Source organism: Streptomyces sp. NBC_01446, assembly GCF_026340095.1.
Taxonomy (GTDB): domain Bacteria; phylum Actinomycetota; class Actinomycetes; order Streptomycetales; family Streptomycetaceae; genus Streptomyces; species Streptomyces aureus.
In genome coordinates, this window is the sequence record NZ_JAPEPO010000001.1 from 7882138 (window position 1) to 7898181 (window position 16044).

At 70.6% G+C, this 16044-nt stretch carries 13 protein-coding genes; 4 read left to right on the forward strand and 9 right to left on the reverse strand.

Going from position 1 to position 16044, the window contains the following annotated elements; translation table 11 throughout:
- Positions 1-52: 52 nt before the first annotated feature.
- Positions 53-1231, reverse strand: coding sequence for an aminoglycoside phosphotransferase family protein (locus OG456_RS35590; protein ID WP_266568324.1), 1179 nt, complete (start codon positions 1229-1231; stop codon positions 53-55).
- A 232-nt stretch (positions 1232-1463) separates the two neighbouring features.
- Between OG456_RS35590 and OG456_RS35595 the strand changes: the two genes are divergently transcribed.
- Positions 1464-2963: a hypothetical protein gene (locus OG456_RS35595; RefSeq protein ID WP_266568326.1), complete on the forward strand. Its 1500-nt coding sequence runs from the start codon at positions 1464-1466 to the stop codon at positions 2961-2963.
- Between the two features lie 61 nt (positions 2964-3024).
- Here the strand turns inward: OG456_RS35595 and OG456_RS35600 are convergent, their stop codons facing one another.
- From OG456_RS35600 to OG456_RS35635, 8 genes are all read right to left on the reverse strand, one after another.
- On the reverse strand, positions 3025-4455 hold the full coding sequence (locus OG456_RS35600; RefSeq protein ID WP_266568328.1) for a PP2C family protein-serine/threonine phosphatase: 1431 nt from the start codon (positions 4453-4455) through the stop codon (positions 3025-3027).
- Positions 4456-4605: 150 nt separating this feature from the next.
- A complete protein-coding gene (locus OG456_RS35605; protein WP_266568330.1) occupies positions 4606-6207 on the reverse strand; it encodes a glycoside hydrolase family 13 protein in 1602 nt (533 codons plus the stop codon).
- Positions 6208-6286: 79 nt separating this feature from the next.
- Positions 6287-7162: a carbohydrate ABC transporter permease gene (locus tag OG456_RS35610; protein WP_266569534.1), complete on the reverse strand. Its 876-nt coding sequence runs from the start codon at positions 7160-7162 to the stop codon at positions 6287-6289.
- A 32-nt stretch (positions 7163-7194) separates the two neighbouring features.
- Positions 7195-8142, reverse strand: coding sequence for a carbohydrate ABC transporter permease (locus OG456_RS35615; protein WP_266568332.1), 948 nt, complete (start codon positions 8140-8142; stop codon positions 7195-7197).
- 30 nt (positions 8143-8172) lie between these two features.
- On the reverse strand, positions 8173-9582 hold the full coding sequence (locus OG456_RS35620; protein WP_266568334.1) for an extracellular solute-binding protein: 1410 nt from the start codon (positions 9580-9582) through the stop codon (positions 8173-8175).
- Positions 9583-9732: 150 nt separating this feature from the next.
- The gene (locus OG456_RS35625) at positions 9733-10755 is read right to left on the reverse strand and encodes a LacI family DNA-binding transcriptional regulator (RefSeq protein WP_266568336.1); all 1023 of its coding nucleotides are present in this window, start codon (positions 10753-10755) and stop codon (positions 9733-9735) included.
- Positions 10756-10889: 134 nt separating this feature from the next.
- Positions 10890-11798 (reverse strand): TIGR03619 family F420-dependent LLM class oxidoreductase, encoded by a 909-nt coding sequence (locus OG456_RS35630; RefSeq protein WP_266568338.1) that lies wholly within the window; start codon positions 11796-11798, stop codon positions 10890-10892.
- A gap of 265 nt (positions 11799-12063) precedes the next feature.
- Positions 12064-12393, reverse strand: a complete 330-nt coding sequence (locus tag OG456_RS35635; RefSeq protein WP_266568340.1) for a hypothetical protein — start codon at positions 12391-12393, stop codon at positions 12064-12066.
- A 167-nt stretch (positions 12394-12560) separates the two neighbouring features.
- Between OG456_RS35635 and OG456_RS35640 the strand changes: the two genes are divergently transcribed.
- The 3 genes from OG456_RS35640 (at position 12561) to OG456_RS35650 (ending at position 16016) form a co-directional block, all read left to right on the forward strand.
- Positions 12561-14069: an MFS transporter gene (locus OG456_RS35640; protein ID WP_266568342.1), complete on the forward strand. Its 1509-nt coding sequence runs from the start codon at positions 12561-12563 to the stop codon at positions 14067-14069.
- A gap of 198 nt (positions 14070-14267) precedes the next feature.
- Entirely contained in the window at positions 14268-15488 is a 1221-nt protein-coding gene (locus OG456_RS35645; protein ID WP_266568344.1) for a transposase, read from the forward strand.
- Between the two features lie 132 nt (positions 15489-15620).
- A complete protein-coding gene (locus tag OG456_RS35650) occupies positions 15621-16016 on the forward strand; it encodes a nitroreductase/quinone reductase family protein (RefSeq protein WP_266568346.1) in 396 nt (131 codons plus the stop codon).
- Positions 16017-16044: the final 28 nt, after the last annotated feature.

The window sequence follows — 16044 nt, forward strand, 5'->3', positions numbered from 1 at the left end:
ACGAGAATCCGCGGTGCGCCGCTGTCCTGGCGCACCGCGGATTCCCGTCCCCTCAGCGAGTGCCGACCGCCGCACGCACGGCCCGGCGGGCCAGCTGGCAGTCGTCGTGCAGCCGCCTCAGCAGCAGCCGCTGTTCCTCGCCGGACGGCGCAGCACCGTGCGGGGCCGTGCCCGATGCCGCCGGGGTCGTGTCGTGCATCGAACGCTGCACGGCCGTCTCGTACGTCCGGATCTCCCGCGTCAGTACGAGCATCAGGTTCACCAGGAACGCGTCCCGTGCCGCGGGCCCGCCGGACTGCGCGAGCTGACTGATCTGGCGCCGCGCCACCGGCGCGTCACCGAGCACCGACCACAGGGTCGCCAGGTCGTACCCCGGCAGATACCAGCCCGCGTGCTCCCAGTCCACGAGTACGGGGCCCGCGGGGGACAGCAGGATGTTCGAGAGCAGCGCATCCCCGTGACAGAACTGGCCCATGCCCTGGCGGCCCGACGAGTGCGCGATGCCGTGCAGCAGCTTCTGCAGATCGCCCATGTCCCGGTCGGTGAGCAGACCGAGGTCGTGGTAGCGGGAGATCCGGTCCGCGTAGTCGAGCGGCGCGATGAACGTGCCGGCCGGCGGACGCCAGAGGTTGAGCCGGCAGATCGCGCTGAGCGCGGCCCGCACGTCCGCCCGGGGCGGTGCCTCGGCCGGGTGCCGCTGCAGGGCGGCGACCCGGCCGGGCATCCGCTCGATCACCAGCGTGCAGTTGTCGGGGTCCGCGGCGATCAGCCGCGGCATCCGGACCGGTGGCCGGTGCCGGACGAACGAGCGGTATGCCGCTATCTCATGGCGGATCCGCTCGGTCCAGACGGGGGAGTGGTCCACTAAACACTTGGCGACGGCGGTGCTGCGCCCTGTGGTGCCGACGAGCAGCACGGACCGTCCACTGCGGCGCAGTACCTGCACCGGATTGAACTCCGGGCAGATCCGGTGCACCGAGGCGATCGCCGTGCGCAGCTGCGCGCCCTGGGGGCCGGACAAGTCGAGTCTCCCGCTGAGCGGTTGGGTGCCGAGCCCCGGGAGACGCCTCGTCCGACCGGAGCCGAGCGCTGCGGTCGCAGGTCTCGCGGGGTCGAGGTAGGGGCCGCCGCCCGCCGGTGGGGCCTCCCCGGCGCGGCCGTTGCCGCGAGCCGGGGGCCGGGCGTAGAGCGGCCGGGGCGGGGCGGACACGGAGGACGATGCTGCGTACATGGGCGAACAGATCCCTTCGTGTGCCTGCGAGTTGCCTGCGCCACCCGCCCCGGGAACCGTGGTGCACCCTGGGGAGTGAGCCGCGGCAACCGGGTCGGGGTGGCGCATTCCTACCTGACACCCGATGCCCACTGGCACACCATCTGGCGCACCCTGGCGAACCCTGGCGAATAGTCGCTCAGCAACTGACAGAGGGTTACTGTCAACTCAGCCGAGAACCTGGGGGCTTGACGTGAACGGACAACCCAACACCCGCCTGAACGACCTGTTCGGCCTCGCCGGCTGGTCCAAGGGGGAGCTCGCGAGGCTGGTCAACCGGCAGGCGGCGGCCATGGGCCACCCACAGCTGGCGACCGACACCTCACGGGTGCGGCGTTGGATCGACATGGGAGAGATCCCGCGCGATCCGGTGCCACGGGTGCTGGCGGCGCTGTTCACCGAGCGACTCGGCCGTGTCGTGACCATCGAGGACCTCGGTCTGGTCCGGCACGGGCGCACCGGGAAACGGCGTGACGCCGGGGCGGTGGAACACCCCGACGGAATGCCATGGGCGCCCGAGCGGACTGCTGCGGTCCTCACCGAATTCACGGGAATGGACCTCATGCTCAACCGACGCGGCTTGGTGGGCGCGGGTGCCGCGCTCGCCGCAGGATCTGCACTCAGCGGCGCCATGCACGACTGGCTGCACACCGATCCGGCCCTCGCGGCCGACGCCCCACGTTTCGAAGACTCCCTGCACGCCGACCCCGCTGGGTACGACCGCTATGAGGCCGCCCCCATCGGGTCGCAGGAGATCGAGGAACTGGAGCGCTCCGTCGAGGTGTTCCGGGCCTGGGACGCGGCCCGCGGTGGCGGTCTGCAACGCAAGGCGGTGGTGGGCCAGCTCAATGAAGTGGGCGGCATGCTCAGCTACCGGCACCCCGACCATCTCCAGCGGCGCCTGTGGGGCGTCGCCGCCAACCTGGCCGTCCTCGCGGGCTGGATGTCCCACGACGTCGGCCTCGAACCCACGGCCCAGAAGTACTTCGTCATCGCCGCGCACGCGGCGCGGGAGGGCGGCGACCGGCCGCGCGCCGGGGAGGCCCTGTCCAGGGCAGCCCGTCAGATGGTGCACCTCGGCCGGCCCGACGACGCCCTCGATCTCATGAAGCTCGCCAAGTCCGGCTCCGGCGACGCGACCCTGCCGCGTACCCGCGCCATGCTCTACACCATCGAGGCCTGGGCACAGGCGTCGATGGGCAAGGGCCAGGCCATGCGGCGCACCCTCGGCCAGGCGGAGGACCTCTTCGTCTCCGACAGGGGCGACGTACCGCCGCCCAGCTGGATGCAGATGTTCGACGAGGCGGATCTGCACGGGATGCAGGCCCTGGCCTACCGCACCCTCGCCGACCACGAGCCCGCCGCGGCGAACACCGCACAGCGCCACGCCAAGGAAGCCCTCGAACTGCGGGCGAACGGACGGCAGCGGTCGCAGATCTTCGACTACATCTCGCTCGCGTCGGCCCTGTTCATCGCCGACGACCCGGAGCAGGCCGACCGGTACGCGCGCCTGGCGCTGGTGTCGATGGGGGCCAACTCCTCCCACCGCACCTGGGACCGGCTCCGCGAGATGTACCGGCTCACCGGGCAGTACGCGAGCTACCCGAAGATCGTGGACCTTCGTGAGGAGATCAAGCTCGCGCTGCCGAAGGTCCCCGGAAAGTCCACGGGAGGCAAGCGCGCCCAGGCGTGACCCTCCGGGGCACGCGTTCCGACGTCAACACATGACCGACTTCAACACATGACTGTCCGCGTCAGGAGCCGATCCTGGCGACCAGCACACAGGCCTCGTCCGTGCGCTCGTACGCGGCGAGCTCCTCGAAGACCGTCCGCACACAATCCTGTGCGGTGGCGGCCTCGGTGAGTCGTGGCGCGAGATCGAGGAGCCTGTTCGCCGCCGCGGCGCCGCTGCGGTGGGGGACCAGGCCGTCGGTGTGCAGCAGCAGCAGATCGCCGGCGCGGAGCGACTCCTCGGCCTGCCCGTACGTGGCACCGGGTGTCGCTCCGAGCAGCACGCCCTCCGGCGGCGTCAGCGCACGCCCCACCCCGTCGCGGAACAGCAGCGGGGCGGGGTGTCCCGCCTGCGCCCAGGTCAGGGTGCGCGACCGGGGATCGTAACGGCAGCAGACCGCGCTGCCCAGGGACGGCTGCACCGAGGTGTCGGTCAGCTGGTTGAGCCAGCCCATCAGCTCGGCGGGGCGGGTCCCCGTGACGGCCATGCCGCGCAGGGCGCCGAGGAGCATCGCCATGCCGGAGGTCACGGTCACGCCGTGTCCGGTCAGGCCGCCCACGCTCAACAAGGTCTGTCCGTCGGGCAGTTCGAGGGCGTCGTACCAGTCGCCGCCGACGAGCTCGCCCGTGGACGACGGCAGATGGCGGGCCGCGAGGTCGAGGTCGTGCGGCGTCCCCTGGGAGAACCGCAGGGAGCCACGCCACGGCGGCAGTACGGCCTCCTGGAGCTCGACAGCGAGCCGGTGTTCCGTCTGCTCGATGTGGCGCCGGCGCTGGAGCGAGTCATGGGTCTCGCGTACGGTCCGCTGGGTGCGGCGCAGCTCGCTGACGTCGCGCAGGACCGCCCACATCGACGCGGTGGAGCCGTCGGCGTCGAGCACGGGCTCGCCCATCATGTGCACCGTCCGGGCGGTGCCGTCGGCGCGCAGGATGCGGAACTCGCCGTCGATCGGCTTCCCCTCGATGAGGCAGTCCGTCACCATCCTGGTCAGCATGGCCTGGTCATCGGTGTGCACGACGGACGGCAGTTCGTCGAGGGTCAGCGGGGGCGCACCCGGGCTGCGGCCGAGGATCTGGAACAGCTCTCCGGACCAGCTAGCCTCGTCGGTGAGGAGATTCCATTCGGCGCTGCCCACGCGGCTGAGCAGAGAACCGCTCTGCGGCTCGGCCGGCGCGGAGCCGCGCGCTTCGGGACTCAGGGAGTCCACGGCCGGACGCGGTGGCCCGTCGCGCAGCTGCGCCAAGTGTTTGTCGAGGTCGCTGAGTTGGTGCACGGCCAGCTCGTAGAGGGCGCGCTGCCAGCGTCGCTCGGGGTCACCGTCGTCCGAGACGGCCTCGCGGCGCACGGCGTCGACGTCACCGAGCAGCCGACGCGTCTGCGTGATCAGCGCGTCGACCGAACCGTGCTCCGGCGGCTGGGCGGCGGGGCGGTCCGCGAAGACATGGGGTGACATGGCGTACTCCGATACAGGCGCGGCACGACCAAGACTGACGGAAGGACCGGTAATGACTCTTGCACAGGCGGACAGGCCCCGTAAGGGGTTTGGCAACACCCGGTGCGGTGATGCTTCTGGCATATACCTACGTCCTCCCGGGCGTGCCGTTCAAACGCGCAGCCACACCGCCGTGTCCCGCGGGAGCCGCCCCTCGCCGTCCAAGGGGCCACTGGCCAGCAGGAGACGCGAACAGGGCGGGAGCGCAGCGGCCGGATCGGCGAAGTTGACGACGCAGACCAGGCCCTCGCCCCGGGCAAGAGCCAGCACGCCAGGGGGACTCGGGAGCCAGCGCATCGGCCCGTCGCCGAAGCCCGGCTCCGAGCGGCGCAGGCGCAGCGCCTCGCGGTAGAGCGAGAGCATCGAGCCGGGATCGGCGTCCTGGCGTGCGGCGGCGTACGTTCCCCAGTCCGCCGGCTGCGGCAGCCAGGGCTCCCCGGCCGACCCGAAGCCGTACGAAGAACCGTCCCGCGTCCAGGGCAGGGGCACCCGGCAGCCGTCGCGGCCCGGGTCGGTGCCGCCGGAGCGGAAGTGCATCGGGTCCTCGATGCGGCTGGGCGGTACCTCCGCCTCGGGCAGGCCCAGCTCCTCGCCCTGATAGAGGTAGACGGCGCCCGGCAGGGCCAGCGACAGCAGCGCCGCCGCGCGCGCCCTGCGGGTGCCGAGGGCCAGGTCCGTGGGCGTGCCGAAGCGCTTCGACGCGAACGCGAACGTCGTGTCCGTCCGGCCGTAGCGGGTCACCGTCCGCGTCACGTCGTGGTTGCACAGGACCCAGGTCGCGGGAGCCCCCACCGGCGCGTGGTGGGCCAGCGTCATGTCGATGGAGTCACGCAGCTCCGCCGCGTCCCACGGGCGGGACAAGAAGTCGAAGTTGAAGGCCGTGTGGAGCTCGTCGGGGCGCAGATAGCGGGAGAAGCGCTCGGGGTCGGGGACCCACAGCTCACCGATGAGCACGCCGTCGTACTCGTCGGCGACGGCCCGCCAGGAGCGGTAGATCGTGTGCAGCTCGTCCCGGTCGACATAGCCGCTCGTGTCGTCCGCGGCGGCGTCGGCGAGCGCCGGGTCCTTGGCGAGCAGCGCCGCCGAGTCGACGCGTACGCCCGACGCGCCCCGCTGGAACCAGAACCGCAGTACCTCCTCGTGCTCGTGGCGCACGGCTGGATGCGCCCAGTTGAGGTCGGGCTGCTCGGGCGTGAAGAGATGCAGGTACCACTCGCCGTCGGGGACGCGGGTCCAGGTCTCGCCGGCGAACTGGGACGGCCAGTTGTTGGGCGGCTGTTCGCCGTGCGCGCCCCGGCCGGGCCGGAAATGGAACAGCTCGCGCTCGGGGCTGCCGGGGCCCGCCGCGAGCGCGGCCCTGAACCAGGCGTGCCGGTCGGAGACATGGTTGGGCACGACGTCGACGATGACGCGGATGCCGAGGTCGCGAGCTTCCTCGATGAGTTTCTCCGCCTCGGCCAGCGTGCCGAACGACGGGTCGATCGCGCGGTAGTCGGCCACGTCGTAACCGCCGTCCGCCATCGGGGAGCGGTACCAGGGGGTGAACCAGATCGCGTCGATCCCCAGCCGGGCCAGGTGCGGCAGCCGGGCTCTGACTCCCGCGAGATCGCCCGTGCCGTCGCCGTCGCCGTCGGCGAAGCTGCGTACGTACACCTGGTAGATGGCGGCGGAACGCCACCAGTCGCCGGTGCCTGAGGAATGGGGGGCTGCCACGTAGAGGTCCTTTCGGGCAGGAGGGCGTGCCGGGGCGCGCCGTCACTGAGGCGGCGTACGGGGGAGGGGGCGGCGGCCGTCAGCCCTTGAGGCCGCCCGCGGTGAGACCGCTCATGATGTTGCGCTGGAACAGCAGGAACAGGATCAGGGTCGGCAGTGACGCGATGGTGAGGGCGGCGATCAGCCAGTTCTCCGGGACGCCGCTCGCCAGCGAGTAGATGCCGACGTTCAGGGTCTGCTTGCCGGGGTCGGGAAGCGTCAGCATCGGCCAGAGGAAGTCCTTCCACACGCCGACGACCGCGAAGATGGAGACGACGCCCAGGATGGGCCGCGAGATGGGCAGCACCACGGACCGCAGGGTCCGCAGCGCGGACGCCCCGTCGATGGACGCGGCGTCCAGCAGCTCCTGCGGGATCGAGTCGAAGAACCGCTTGAGCAGGAAGATGTTGAAGGCGTTGGTGACGGACGGCAGCCAGATCACCCAGGGGCTGTTGAGCAGATTGCGCTCGAAGACCGGCACGTCGAGGACGGTCAGGTACTGCGGCACGACCAGGACCGTCGCCGGGATCATGAGCGTCGCCAGCATCATCCCGAGGATGACGTTTCCGAACAGGGGACGCAGCTTGGACAGTGAGTAGGCCGCCGCGACGTCGAGGACGAGCTGGAAGGCGAGCGCGCCGAACGCGTAGTACAGCGTGTTGCCGAGCAGCTTCGCCAGGTCCATCACCCGCCACGCGTCCCCGTAGTTGCCGGGGTGCACGCTGGTGGGTACGAGCGTCGGCGGGGCCTTGACGAACTCCTGCGTGGTCTTGAGGCCGCCGCTGACCATCCAGTACATCGGCCCCAGGAAGACCAGGGTGAAGAGGACCATCACCAGGGCGAAGACGCACCAGTAGACGACCTTGCCGCGCCGCCTGCCGAGCTGGGCCGGTGAGATCAGGGTCCGGGGGCGCATCGTGTCGGTAGCCATCTGAACTCCCGTGCCGGTCAGTCTTCTTGGGTGCGGCTGAGGCGTACGTACACCGCGGAGAAACCCGCGAGGAGGACGAGCAGGACCAGGCCGAGGGCTGCCGCGCCGCCGTAGTTGTTGAAGTTGAAGGCGTACTGGTAGATGAGGTAGACGACGGTCATGGTCGACCCCTCGGGGCCCGCGCCGTTGGTGAGCAGGAACGGCTCGGTGAAGACCTGCATCGTGGCGATGATCTGCATGAGGAACATCAGCGAGAGGATCAGGCTCGTCTGAGGGATCGTCACATGCCAGATCTTGCGCCACAGTCCGGCGCCGTCCAGCTCCGCGGCCTCGTACAGCTCGCCGGGGATGCCCTGGAGCGCGGCGAGATAGATCAGGGTCGCGCCGCCCATGTTCATCCAGGTCGCCGCGATGACCACGGAGATCATCGCCGTGCTCGTGGACTGCAGCCACTGCTGGTCGGGTATCCCGAAGATGCCGAGGATCCGGTTGAACAGACCGTAGCCGGGGTCGTAGAAGTACTTGAACAGCAGGACCGAGGCGACCGGCGGAAGCATCACCGGCAAGTAGACGAGCATCCTCAAGTAGCCCTGGCCGTGCCGGAATTCATTGAGCAGGACCGCCACGAGGAACGGCACCGCGAAGCCCAGCACGAGCGCGAGCCCCGTGAACAGGAGGGTGTTGCGCCAGGCCTGCCAGAACGCCGGGTCGTTGAAGACGTAGGAGAGGTTGGACCAGCCGGCCCAGGTGGTCCTGCCGTCCTTGTTCTTCTGGAAGGCCAGGAAGAACTCCCTGACCATCGGATACCAGGAGAAGAAGGAGAAGCAGAGCACCGCGCCGATCAGGAAGCCGTGGGCGGAGAGATTGCGCTGCACCGCTCGCGCCAGCGAGCCGCGCCGCACCGGGAGTTGGTGCGGCGCACGTGCGGGCGCCGGCGAGCTCTTGGACACGGTGGGGGCCGACATGGTCGCTCCTCGGGATGCCGGTGCCGTGGGTTACCGGTTGGCCAGCACCTGGTTGACCTGCTGCTCCGCGGTGGCGAGCAGCTTGTCGATGTCGGCGTTGCGGTTGGTGAGGACGCCCGACATCACGTTGTCGAGGACCTTGTAGATCTCCTGCGCCTTCGGCGGCTCGGCCTTGCCTGGCACAGTGTTAGCCAGGAACGGCTTGAAGTTCTCGACGGGCATCGTCGCGTTCTTCGTACGGGACGCGAGGTCCTTGGCCTTGGTGTCACCGGTGAAGAAGTTCGGCTGCGGCAGGCCGACGGGGAGCTTGTCCGCCTTGGTGCGGTCCCACTGGAACTGGCCCTTGCCCGGGGTGAGGGTCTTGAAGTTGAGCCAGGCGATCGCGGCCTTGATCTTGTCGGGCGACGAGCCCTTCTTGATCATGTAGTCGTTGCCGCCGAAGAGCGTCGTCCTGCCGCCGGGGATGGACCCCATGCCGAAGTTCTCGTACTCGGCGCCCAGTTGCTGGACCATGTACGTGATGTCGTCGGGCGCGGCGAGGAACATGCCGAGCTTGTCGGAGGCGATCTGCTTCTGGAGGTCGCCCCACTTCAGCAGCTGCGTCTTGCCCATGCTGTCGTCCTTCCAGCGCATGTCGTGCAGCTGCTGGGCGACCTGCTTGCCGGTGGCGTCGTTGAACGCGGCCTTCTTGCCGTCGGCGGAGACGACGTCGGCGCCGAGGCCGTACATCGCCGCGGTGAAGTGCCAGCCGCCGGTGTTCTCCGCGCTGTACTCGCCGTAACCGGAGATGCCGTTGCCGAGGCCGGCGATCTTCTTGGCGGCGGTCCGGACCTCTTCCCAGGTCGTCGGCGGCTTGTTCGGGTCGAGTCCGGCCCGCTCGAAGAGCTTGCGGTTGATCAGCAGGCCCATCGTGTAGTTGCTGGTGGGCAGGCCGTAGAGCTTGCCGTCCTTCTTGAGGACGCCGAGGACGTTCCCGTCGATGGAGTCCAGCGCCGGCACGGTCCTGGGCGTCACGTAGGCGGTGATGTCCGCGGCGCCGTTGTTGTCGAGCACCTGCTGGAGATCGGTGAAGTACGTGTAGAAGACGTCCGGTTGGGACTTCGCCTTGAGCTGGGCGGTGAAGCGGGCGGGCTCCTCGCACTGGCCCGGCGTCGACTTCCCGCTGATCGTGACGTTCGGGTACTTCTTGTTGAACTCCCTGACGTCCTCCTTCCACTCCCTGAGCTCGGCCGCCTTCGCCGCCGGCGGCATGCAGTCGATGGTGAGCGTGACCTTGGTCTTCGGATCCAGGGGAGCCGATATGTCGGCCTTCGAGCCACCGCCCGACCCGCTGTCGTCGCTGCTGCTGGTGCCGCAGGCGGCGAGGGAGGTCAGGGCGAGCACGGCGGCGACCGCGGCCGCGGAGCTACGGCAGGTAGGGCGGAACCAGGAGCTTCTCATCGGTGGTCCCCTTCGGGCATGAGCATGGAGGGCCCACGGCTGACGACAACCGCAGGAAGGCCTACGGCTACCGCGCAGCCGGGGCGCGGCACACTCAACCACCGCGAGAAGGTGCCCGCAAGATGTCGTGCAGACACCGCAAAAAATTGACTACGCCTCGGTTGTGCCGGACGGAGCCTGCGCCGTGGAGCCGCGCACCACCAGTTCGGGCTCGAACAGCAGCTCACCGGGCGTCACCGAGCCGCCCTGGATCTGGGTGACGAGCAGTTCGACGGCGGCCCGGCCCATCGCCTCGATCGGCTGGCGCATGGTGGTGAGGGGCGGCTCCGTGCAATTCATGAACGCCGAGTCGTCGTACCCGACCACCGAAATATCGTCCGGCACCCGCAGACCCTCGCGCCGCGCGGCCCGCACCGCGCCGAGCGCCAGCGGGTCGCTCGCGCAGATGATGCCCGTGATGCCGCGCCGCATGAGGCGCGCCGCCGCCGCTTGGCCGCCCTCCAGCGAGAACATGGCCCGCTCGACCGCGTCCTCGAGCAGCGTCCCGCCGGCGGCCCGCACCACGCCCCGCGCGGCGGCGAGTTTGCGCATCGACGGCACATGGTCGTCCGGGCCGAGCACGAGCCCGATGCGTTTGTGCCCCAGCAGGGACAGATGCCGCCAGGCCTGCTCGACCGCGACGGCGTCGTCGCACGCGACGCAGGGGAAACCCAGGTCCTCGATCGCCGCGTTCACGAGGACGACGGGGACTTTGCGCTCCGAGAGCAGCCGGTAGTGCTCGTGCCGGGCGTCCGCCTGGGCGAACTGGCCGCCCGCGAAGACCACGCCGGACACCTGCTGCTGGAGCAGCAGTTCCACGTAGTCCGCCTCGGAGACGCCGCCGTTGGTCTGGGTGCACAGGACGGGAGTGAGTCCCTGCTGGGCGAGCGCGCCGCCGATCACGTCCGCGAACGCGGGAAAGATCGGGTTCTGCAGCTCCGGCAGGACGAGCCCGACCAGGCGCGCGCGCTCGCCGCGCAGTTGGGTCGGCCGCTCGTAGCCCAGGACGTCCAGGGCCGTGAGCACGGCCTGCCGGGTGGCCTCCGAGACGCCCGGCTTGTTGTTGAGCACCCGGCTGACCGTCGCCTCACTGACGCCGACCTTCTGTGCCACCTGAGCAAGTCTCCGTGTCATAAAACGCAAGATTAGCGCAAGACTTGCAGTCTGCTTGCGTAAGTTCGGTGAATCGATGCCCAGGGCGCGGAGACAGGCGCCCTGGGCGGGGGGCAACCGTCGAGGGGCGGTCGGACTACTTACGGGGCCTGACGTCAGCGCACGTCGCCCCTGGCCGGATCGACGACCTTCTCCACGAGGAGTTCCAGGACGCGGCGGTCCTCGTCGGCCGTGGCGCGCGCGACCGGGCCGCCCGGGTAAGTGTCGAACAGCACGTGCGTGGCGCCGAGTTCGGCCAGCGCGTGCAGGTCCGCGCGGACCTGGTCGACGCTGCCGTGGCCGAGCGGGCGGTCATCGGCGTCGGGCCGCTCCCCGAGCGCGATCTGCAGCCGGGGCACGAGCTCCGGTACGGGCCGGCCGGCCTTCTCGGCCTCGGCGGCCACGACCGGCAGCTTCGCGCGCAGGCCCTGAAGGGTCGGCATGAAGGGGTGCCATCCCTCGCCCAGGCGCGCGGCCCTGCGCAGCGCGGCGGGCGAGTCACCGCCGACCCAGACCGGCAGCTGCGCGGCAGCGGGGGCGGGGGCCGTACGGATGCCCTCGTACGAGACGTAGCGCCCCTCGAAGGCGCACGGGTCCTGCGCCCAGGCGGCGCGGATCGCGGCCAGGTACTCGTCGGTGATGGCGCCGCGCTCCTCGAACGGGACGCCCAGCGCGCGGTACTCCGCGGCCGACCAGCCGACGCCCGCGCCGAGGATGAACCCGGCGTCGTTGAGCTGGTCGATGTTGGCCGCGAGCCGCGCCGTCTGGAGCGGGTGCCGGTACGGGATGACGGTGATGGTCGTGCCGAGCCGAAGCCCCGGGACCCGCCCCGCGAGATGCGCGGCCAGGACGAACTGGTCGTAGAACGGGGCGGGGTACACCTCGTGCACGTCGGGGGTGACGGCTATGTGGTCGGAGATCATCGCGAATGTGAAGCCCAGCGCGCGGGCGTCCGTCGCCTGGCGCTCAAGGGTTCGCGGGGTCGTGCCGGAGCCGAAGTTGAGAAGGTTCACGCCGAATCGCATGATCCTCAGTCTTGATGATCATGGGCGGGCTTGTCGAACCGGGGGTGCCGAAGAGGGGTGCCGAAGAGGGGTGGGGCAATCCGGAACCCACCCCCGGTGCGCCGCGGGGTCAGCGCGCCCAGAAGGGCACGGGAGCGCAGGTGATTGCGCAGGTGTAGGAACCCGGCACCAACAGACCCGCGTCGTCCTCGTAGTTGCCGCCGCCCGCGAAGTAGACCTCGGGCGTCCAGCCCCAACGGCCGTTGTCCGCCTGGGTGCCGGCCCATCAGTCGTTCTCCCCGGCGCCGTCCCGGTACGTCTCGCCCTTCAACTCGGTGACGAACCAGTTGGCCGCGCCGCCCTGCTCCAGGTAGCCGACCACGGGGGAACTGGGGGAGCGGCTCGCGTGGACCGGGACGTGGTCGCGCGTGAGCTTGCAGTACATGACGTCGCTCCCGGGCCAGGTGCGACCCGACGACGGGTCGACCAGGTCCCGCTTGACGGTGTTGTGGCACCGCACGTTGTCGGTGGCCTGCGCCGGGGTGGCGGCCGGTCCGGCGAGGCCGCTCAGCGCCACGACGGCGTGCGCCGCGAGTCGGACGATGGGGGTGCGCATGGAGGGTTGGTCCTTCGCTCGGGGGTGGGCGCGAGGGACGTTACGGCGGGGTGCGCGGTCGGCAGCGGGGACGACACGGCGCGTCGGGGTGAGGGCGGCGAGCATCCACCTGCCGTGCCCAACTGCAGGGTTGTCATATCAAACTCGCTCACGCTAGGTTGCCGTGCATGATGGTTGGAAAATCAAACTCAGCCGGTGCGGCGGACGCATCCGCCGGGAGCTCGGGCGCCGCTTCGGCCTCCGGTTCGGGGCCGGGATCGGGCTCGGAGTCGGGCTGGCCGGCCTCTGGCAGGACCGGTTCGGCCACCGCGTGGATCGTCTCCGCGGGCGTCTTCGTCGTGAACCTCGACCTGTTCATCGTCAACGTCGCCGTGCCCGCCCTCGCCACCTCCTTCGACGACGCCTCGCTCGCCTCCCTGTCCTGGGTCCTGAACGCCTACGCGATCGTGTTCGCGGCCCTGCTCGTGACCGCCGGACGCCTCGCCGACCGATACGGACACCGCCGCGGATTCCTCCTGGGGCTCGCAGTGTTCACCGTCGCCTCCGCGCTGTGCGCCGTTGCCCCCGGCGTCGGCTGGCTCGTCGCGGCGCGTGCCCTCCAGGCCGCGGGCGCCGCCGCCCTCATGCCGACGTCGCTCGCGCTGCTGCTCGTCGCCACCCCGGCGGAGCGCCGCCCGCGCGCCATTCGCGGTTGGGCCGCCATCGGGGGCATCGCCGCCGGCCTCGGCCCTGTGGCGGGCGGGCTGCTCGTGGAGGCCGACTGGCGCTGGGTCTTCCTCGTCAACGTGCCCGTCGGCGCAGCCGGCCTCGTGGCAGGTGTCCGGCTGCTGCCCGCCGACCGCCCCGACCGCAGCGGCCCGCTGCCCGACCTGGCGGGCGCCGTCCTCCTCACTCTCGCCATCGGCTCCCTGGCGCTCGGCCTCGTCAAGGCCGAGGTGTGGGGCTGGAGTTCGGGCCGCGTGCTCGGCTCGCTGGCCGCCGCGGTGATCCTCGCCGCGGCGTTCTGGCTGCGGTCGGCCCGGCACCCGGTCCCCATCGTCGAACTCCCGCTCCTGCGCATCCCCGCCTTCGCGCTCGCCACGCTCGCCGCACTCCTCTTCACGGTGGCGTTCGCCGCGATGCTGCTCACCTCCGTCCTGTGGTGCCAGCAGGTGTGGGGCTACTCGGCGATCCGCACGGGCCTGGCCATCGCGCCCGGACCGCTGGTCGTCCCCGCGCTCGCCATCGCGTCAGGACCCGTCGTGCGACGCCTCGGTGCGGGCCGCACGGCGGCAGCCGGCTGCCTCCTCTTCGCCGGCGGTCTCGTGTGGTGGGCCCTCGCCCTGGACACGGCACCGCACTACGCCGCCGCGTTCCTGCCCGGCATGCTCATCACCGGCGTCGGAGTCGGGTTCGCCCTGCCGACCCTCGTGGGAGCGGCGGCCACGGCACTGCCGCCCGGCCGGTTCGCCACCGGGTCCGCGGTCACGACGATGGCCCGGCAGACGGGCTCCGTCCTCGGTGTGGCCGTGATGGTCGGCCTCATCGGCGAGCCCCGCACGGCGGAAGCGGCCCTCACCGCGTTCCGCCACGGCTGGCTGACCGCCGCGGTCGTCGGGGCGCTCGCGGTGGCGGCGGCCCTGGCGCTGCCCCGCCCTGCACCCGCCGCCGCGGCCCCGGCCAAGGCGCCTGCCTGACCCGGTCCGCCGGGTCACCGGGTTCCTCCGAGGATGCTCCGGTCTTCAGGTCGGGGAGTTATCGGACTCCTGCGGGGCAGGACGGGAAGTAGGGGTTTCGCCCCCGGGGCGAAAGACTGTCCACCGCGTGTCGGGGTGAGCGTGCCGACAGCGGTCAAGAACTCTCGACTGTCAGTCCTCCCGGGTAGGTTCGGGTGTATGACGAGTGGAGCGACCACGAAGGACACCGGGCATGCCCGGTACACCTTCCGTGTGCGCCTGTCGGCCACGGCCCGGCGCGCGCTCGACGCCGAGTGGGATCGCTGCCGGTGGCTGTGGAACGAGTGCGTGGCCAAGTCCAGGCACCTCCACGCGCAGAGCAGAGCGGGCGGCGAGAAGCTGACGTGCGGTCCGGCCCAGCTCGACAAGCTGCTGACCGAGGCCCGCAAAGTGACGCCGTGGCTGGCTCAGGGCGCGTGCGTGCCGCAGCAGCAGGTGATCCGCGACTTCGCCAAGTCGAGGGCGAAGGCGCTGAAGGACATCAAGGACGGGCTTGCGCAGCACCGCCGGGCGGGGATGCCCCGCTGGAAGAGGAAACGGGAGGCGCGGCCCACCCTCAACTACACGAAGCGCGGTTTCCGGCTTAAGGACGGCCGCGTGCACCTCGCGGGCGGGATCGTGCTGAGCGTGGTGTGGTCGCGGGACCTTCCGGCCGACCCGTCGAGCGTGCGCGTGTACCAGGACACGCTTGGGCATTGGTACGTGTCCTTCGTCGCTCCCGCGCAGAGCGAACCGCTGCCCGCCACCGGGCGGGTTCTCGGGGTGGACTGGGGTGTGAAGGAGACGGCCACCACCACGGATGACGCCTACGACCTCCCGCATGCCGGGCACGGCAGGCGGGCCGCGCAGCGGCTCGCGAAGTACCAGCGGATGATGGCCCGGCGCCGGCGCCCGAAAGGGCAGCCCGCATCCAAGGGTTATCGGAAGGCGCAGGCACAGGCCGCCAAGGTGCACAAGAAGATCGCGAGGCAGCGTGAGGACACCGGCCGCAAGTGGGCCACGTCCGTGATGCGTGGCCATGACGGGGTTGCGGTGGAGGACTTCCGGCCGAAGTTCCTCGCGAAGACCACGATGGCCCGCACAGCGGCCGACGCCGCCATCGCCGCGACGAAGCGCGCCCTGGTCGAGATGGGCCGCAAACACGCACGGGACGTCCGTCTCGTGCACCCGGCGCACACCACGATGCAATGTGCGCAGTGCGCAGCGAGAACCAAGCACGCACTCCCTCTCTCGATGAGAACGTATGCCTGCACCGTGTGCGGAGCCGTGTCCCCCCGGGACAAGAACTCCGCCCGCGTGATGCTGGTCCGGGCAGGTTGGAACCCGGACGGTGCTGAGGGCGCAAGACCACCTGAGCCGCCGGCTCGGGTGGCGGCCTGAGCCGTAAATCCCCGCTCAGCCCTGGAGGGTGGAGAATCTCCTCCCTTCAGGGAGGGGAGCCTTCAACTAGAGTGCGGCGGGTGTCAATGTCAAGCCAGGTAGTCACGTCACAGTGCCGGCGGAGGGACGTGTATGTCGCAGTATCGCGAGTTCAAGTTCAGGGCCGTGACGTCGTTCCAGCGGCGTATCGGCAACCCTCTCCTGTCCCGGCTCCCCGGCCAGATCCTGCTGGAGACCACCGGCCGCACGTCCGGGCTGCCCCGGCGCACCCCGGTCGGCGGTAGCCTGGTCGGCCGCGAGTTCTGGTGGGTGTCCGAGTACGGCGACAAGTCGCAGTACGTACGCAACATCCAGGCCGACCCCAAGATCCGCGTCCGGATCAAGGGACGCTGGCACACGGGCACGGCACATCTGCTGCCGGACGACGACGCCCGCGCGCGGCTGAAGAACCTGCCGCGGTACAACAGCGCCGCCGTGCGCGCCCTCGGCACGAACCTGCTGACGCTCCGAGCCGACCTCACCGACTGAGGGGCCCACCGCACGGTTACGGGAACTG